This window comes from Denitromonas iodatirespirans (assembly GCF_018524365.1).
GTDB lineage: Bacteria > Pseudomonadota > Gammaproteobacteria > Burkholderiales > Rhodocyclaceae > Nitrogeniibacter > Nitrogeniibacter iodatirespirans.
This window is the reverse complement of sequence record NZ_JAEKFT010000064.1, coordinates 1-5,465: the sequence shown is the minus strand read 5'-3', so window position 1 is coordinate 5,465 and position 5,465 is coordinate 1. Positions and strand designations below refer to the sequence as shown.

The window sequence follows — 5,465 nt, the reverse complement described above, 5'->3', positions numbered from 1 at the left end:
ACGTTCGCCTGGACGCCTTCCCGCTGACCCCCAACGGCAAACTCGACCGCAAGGCGCTGCCGGCACCGGACGAGGCGGCCTATGTCAAGCGCGCCTATGAAGCGCCGCAAGGCGAGGTCGAAGAGACGCTCGCCCAGCTATGGCGCGAGCTGCTCGGCGTCGAGCAAGTCGGCCGACAAGACAACTTCTTCGAACTGGGCGGGCACTCGCTCATGGCGGTGAGCCTCATCGAACGCCTGCGCCAGGCGGGCCTGTATGCCGACGTGCGCGGCGTGTTTGCGGCCCCGAGCTTGAGCGAGCTGGCCGCCACGCTCAAGCGCGAAGACACGCAGGTCGAAGTGCCGGCGAACCTGATCACCGAAGCGACCGAAGCGATCACCCCCGATTTGCTGCCCTTGGTCGAACTGAGCCAATCGGCCATTGACCGCATCGTTGCCCAGGTGCCCGGGGGCGTGCGCAACGTGCAGGACATCTACCCGCTGACCGCCGCCCAGGAAGGCATCCTGTTCCATCACCTGCTGGCACCGCAAACCGATGCCTACGTCGAAGGGGCCCTGTTCGCCTTCGGCTCACGTGCGCGGCTGGACAGTTTCCTGGCAGCCTTGCAGGGTGTGATCGATCGGCACGACATTCTGCGCACCCTGATCGCCTGGCAAGGGCTCGATCGGCCGATGCAGGTGGTGTTGCGCCAAGTGAGCCTGCCGTGCGAGCAGATCGTGCTCGACCCGGCCCTGGGGGAGGGGGCGGCGCAGCTCGAAGCGCAGCTCGATCCGGCCCGCTACCATCTCGATGTCAGTCAGGCGCCGCTGCTGCGCTGCTTCATCGCCCACGATGTGAGGCAGGATCGCTGGCTGCTGCGTCTGCTCTCGCATCACATCGCGATCGACCACACCACGCAGGACATCCTCATTGAAGAGGCCGAGTTGCTGGCCGACGGTCGAGCCGAAGCGCTCACGGAACCTGTCCCGTTTCGCAACTTCGTGGCGCAGGCGCGCTTCGGGGTGTCCGAGGCCGAGCACGTCGAGTTCTTTACCCGCATGCTGGCCGACATCGACGAGCCGAGCGCACCGTTCGGCATGCTCGACATCCAGGGCGACGGCTCGGATGTGCGCGAAGCGCAGCAGATGCTCGATCCGGTCCTGAGCGCGAAGATCCGTGCCCATGCGCGCAGCCTGGGCATCAGCGCGGCGAGCCTGATGCACCTGGCCTGGGCGCTGGTGGTCGCCAGAACCACGGGCAGGGAAGACGTGGTCTTCGGCACGGTGTTGTTCGGGCGCATGCAAGGCGGCGCGCAAGCGGACCGTGTGATGGGCATGTTCATCAACACCTTGCCGGTGCGCCTGCGCATCGACGGGCGGGGCATCCGCGATGCTTTGCGCAGCACCCACGAAACGCTGGTCGATCTGATCCGCCACGAGCACGCGCCGCTGTCGCTGGCGCAGCGCTGCAGCGGAGTCGATGCACCGGCACCGCTGTTCACCTCGCTGTTCAACTACCGCTACAGCGCATCGCCCGACCAGGACACTGCGCCCTTCGAGCACTGCACACAGGACGATATCCAGGTCGTCAGCGCGAGGGAGCGGACTAACTATCCGCTGACAGTGTCGGTGGATGATCTTGGCAGCAACTTCATGCTGACCGCACAGGTTGTCGAGGCGATTGCACCGGCGCGAGTGTGTCGGTTCATGGCAACTGCCTTGCAAGCGTTGGTCGTAGCCTTGGATGCGGAGCGCCAACCGGCGGCTTGTCTGCTGGATGTCCTGCCGGCCGAAGAGCATCGTCAGGTGATTCACGAATGGAACGACATTCAGATCGAATCGCCGGCGCCCCTGTGCCTGCACCAGGTGTTCGAGGCGCAGGTGGCGCAACGGCCCGGCGCGACCGCTGTGGTATTTGGTGAAACGCAGGTCAGCTACGGGCAGTTGAATGCGCAGGCCAACCTGCTGGCGCGTACGCTTGTGGCGCACGGAGTGCAGCCGAACGACTATGTCGCGATCTGCATGGGCCGTGGCGTTGGCATGATCGTGGCCATGCTGGCGACCTTGAAAGCCGGTGGTGCATACGTTCCGCTAGATCCTGCTTACGCCTCGGATCGCCTGGCCTACATTGCCGAAAACAGCGCGCCGAAGATGGCACTTGTCGATGCCGTTGGTAGCCAAGTGCTCGCGATCGGCACGGATCAGTGTGCTTTTGGTACGGCGACGACGGTTATCAATCTGGATGATCTCGACGCCGGGGAACTCTCCAGCGAGCAAGCGACAGAGAATCTCGAACTCCCGTCCGATCCAGGCCGCCAGGCCTACGTGATCTACACCTCGGGCTCTACCGGCCAGCCCAAGGGTGTCATGGTGACGCATGGCAATGTGGGTCGCCTCTTCCGGTCGACGGAGCATTGGTTCCAGTTCAACGAAGAAGATGTGTGGACGCTCTTCCATTCATTCTCGTTCGATTTTTCCGTCTGGGAGATCTGGGGGGCCTTGTTGTATGGCGGCGAACTGGTTGTCGTGCCGCTGGATGTGGCCCGCTCGCCGGAAGATTTTCATGCTCTGATCTGCGAGCGCCGTGTGACGGTGCTCAACCAGACGCCGAGTGCCTTCCAGCTGCTGGTGGCCGCGCAGGCGGAGCAGCCGGGCGCGCATCGTTTGCGCTACATCGTCTTCGGGGGAGAGGCGCTGGAACTGCGCACCCTGGCACCTTGGTTTGCCCAGAATCCGGGTAAAGACACGCAACTGATCAACATGTACGGCATCACCGAGACGACAGTCCATGTGACGTATCGTCCGGTGGCCGCGCACGAGACCGAGCGTCCCGGGCCGAGTCCGATCGGTGTCCGCATTCCGGACTTGAAGACCTACATTCTCGACGACTTCCGTCGCCCCGCACCCGTCGGCGTCGTGGGTGAATTGTATGTGGGCGGGGCAGGGGTGGCGCGCGGCTACCTCAAGCAAGCCGAGCTCACCGCAGAACGTTTTCTCGAGGATCCGTATGTCGACGGTGGCCGCATCTACAAGACGGGCGATCTGGGTCGCTGGCTGCCGGATGGCACGATCGAGTACCTGGGCCGCAACGACTTCCAGGTCAAGATCCGCGGCTTCCGGATCGAACTCGGAGAGATCGAAGCAAAGCTCGCGCAACACGAACTTGTGCGCGACGTGGTAGTGCTTGCCCTTGACGACGGCGGTGGCAAGCGCCTGGTGGCCTACATCATTGGCGATGAGCCGCTTGCTGCGGAAGGTCTGCGTGCCTACGCCGAGCAGGTGCTGCCAGCCTATATGGTGCCCAGCGCATATGTGAGCCTTGAGCGCTTTCCCCTGACGCCCAATGGAAAGCTGGATCGCAAGGCCCTGCCGGCGCCCGATGGTGCCGCGTTTGTCCAGCGACCGTATGAGCCGCCTCAGGGGGAGGTAGAAGAACGACTTGCCGCGCTGTGGGCCGAGCTGCTTCAACTTGAGCTGGTGGGGCGTCACGACAACTTCTTCGAGTTGGGCGGCCATTCGCTGCTGGCCGTGACGATGATCGGAAGGATGCGCCAGGCCGGGCTTTTCTCGGATGTGCGCGCGTTGTTCATCACCAACAGTCTGGCCGAGTTCGCCAACACCGTCAGCGATCAGGACACCCAGATCGCGATTCCAGCAAACCTGATCCCGGATGCCCTTGAGGTGACGGATACCGATATTGAGACCGAGGAGTTCCGGCTGTGACTGTTGAAACCCTGCTCCAACGGCTAGAGGCCAAAGGCATTCAGTTTGGTGTCGATGAAGGCGAACTGGTCATCAATGCACCCAAAGGGGCGATGACGCGGGATCTCCTCGATGAGCTCAAGCGACACAAGGCCGATCTGCTCGAGACATTGCTTCGTCACGATACGAACGCTCCCGGACCGACACCGAGTTCGCCGAGATCACGGCCGTTCTGCATCACGCCGGAAATGCTCACCCTGGTGGAACTCGGCCAGACATCCATCGACTCGATCGTTGCGCAGGTGCCCGGTGGCGCGGCCAACGTGCAGGATATCTACCCGCTGCTGCCCTTGCAGGAAGGCATTCTTTTCCATCACCTGATGAATCCGTCGGGCGATGCCTACCTGGTGCCAAGTGTGATCGGCTTTGCTCGCCGCGAACGCATGGATACTTTCCTCAATGCTATCCAGCAGGTGATCGATCGGCACGACATCCTTCGTACCGCCATCGTGTGGGAGGGAATAGAACAACCCGTTCAGGCGGTGATGCGCAAAGCGGTCTTATCCGTGGAGACTTTGTCCTTGTTGCCGGACGATGGCGATGTCCAGGGCCAGCTCGAGACTCGTTTCGATCCCGCGCACTACCGCATGGATCTGCGCACGGCACCGTTGATCAAATGTCATGTTGCGCAGGATGTTGCGAATGACCGCTGGTTGATGCACATCCTGGCGCACCACCTCGTGATCGATCACACCACGTTGGCCTTGTTGGTCGAAGAAGCGGGGATGATCGAACAGGGGCTCGTGGACCAATTGCCGCCGCCTGTTCCGTTCCGCAACTTCGTGGCGCAGGCGCGACTGGGCGCAAGCCAGGAAGAACAGGTGCGCTTCTTCAGCGACATGCTCGGTGATATCGACGAGCCCACGGCGCCGTTCGGATTGCGGGATGTTCAGGGCGATGGCAGCAATGTGGTCGAGGCACATCGCGTTCTCGACGATGCGCTTGGCGCGCGAATTCGTGAGCGAGTGAGGGCGCTGGGCGTCAGCGCCGCGAGTCTCATGCACTTGGCGTGGGCGATGGTCGTGTCACGCACCACCGGCCGTGGCGACGTGGTTTTCGGTACCGTTCTTTTCGGTCGCATGCAGGGGGGGAACCATGCCGACCGCGTTCTCGGTATGTTCATCAATACATTGCCGCTGCGATTGCGCATAGGGGGCGAAGGGGTTGAGTCCGCACTTCGCAGCACGCACGAGGCGCTCGCGCAATTGCTTCGACATGAGCATGCGCCGTTGTCCCTGGCGCAGCGCTGCAGTGGAGTCGACGCACCGGCGCCATTGTTTACCTCCTTGCTGAACTATCGCTATAGCGGCATGCGTCCGGGCGCTGGCGCATCGGATGCAACGGCGGCAGTCGGCAGCGATGATGATATTCAGGTGCTCGGTGGTCACGAACGCACCAACTACCCGCTGACCATTTCGATCGACGACTACGGAGATGAATTCTCGATTTCCGCGCAAGCGATCTCCCCGCTCGACGCTGATCGGATCTGCGACTACCTGGTGTGCGCGATCGAGCGGGTGACGGACGCCCTGGCGCACAGCCCCCGATCGCCGGTGGGTCGGATCGATATCCTCCCCGCCCCCGAACGCCATCAAGTACTCGTCTCGTGGAACGCGACGGATCGTCCATACCCGCGCGATATGGGCGTGCACACGCTGTTCGAAGCCCAAGCGCTCGCGCAGCCCGAGGCTGTGGCCGTCATCGGAGAGGCACAACAGCTCAGCT

Annotated in this window: 2 protein-coding genes; both read left to right on the top strand. The window is 62.8% G+C overall.

Annotated features, from left to right (window positions below; translation table 11 throughout):
* The coding region (locus I8J34_RS23745) for a non-ribosomal peptide synthetase (RefSeq protein ID WP_214364115.1) at window positions 1-3,701 on the top strand (3,701 nt) is incomplete at its 5' end.
* The coding region (locus tag I8J34_RS23740) for a condensation domain-containing protein (protein ID WP_230411983.1) at window positions 3,698-5,465 on the top strand (1,768 nt) is incomplete at its 3' end. The genes I8J34_RS23745 and I8J34_RS23740, both read left to right, overlap by 4 nt.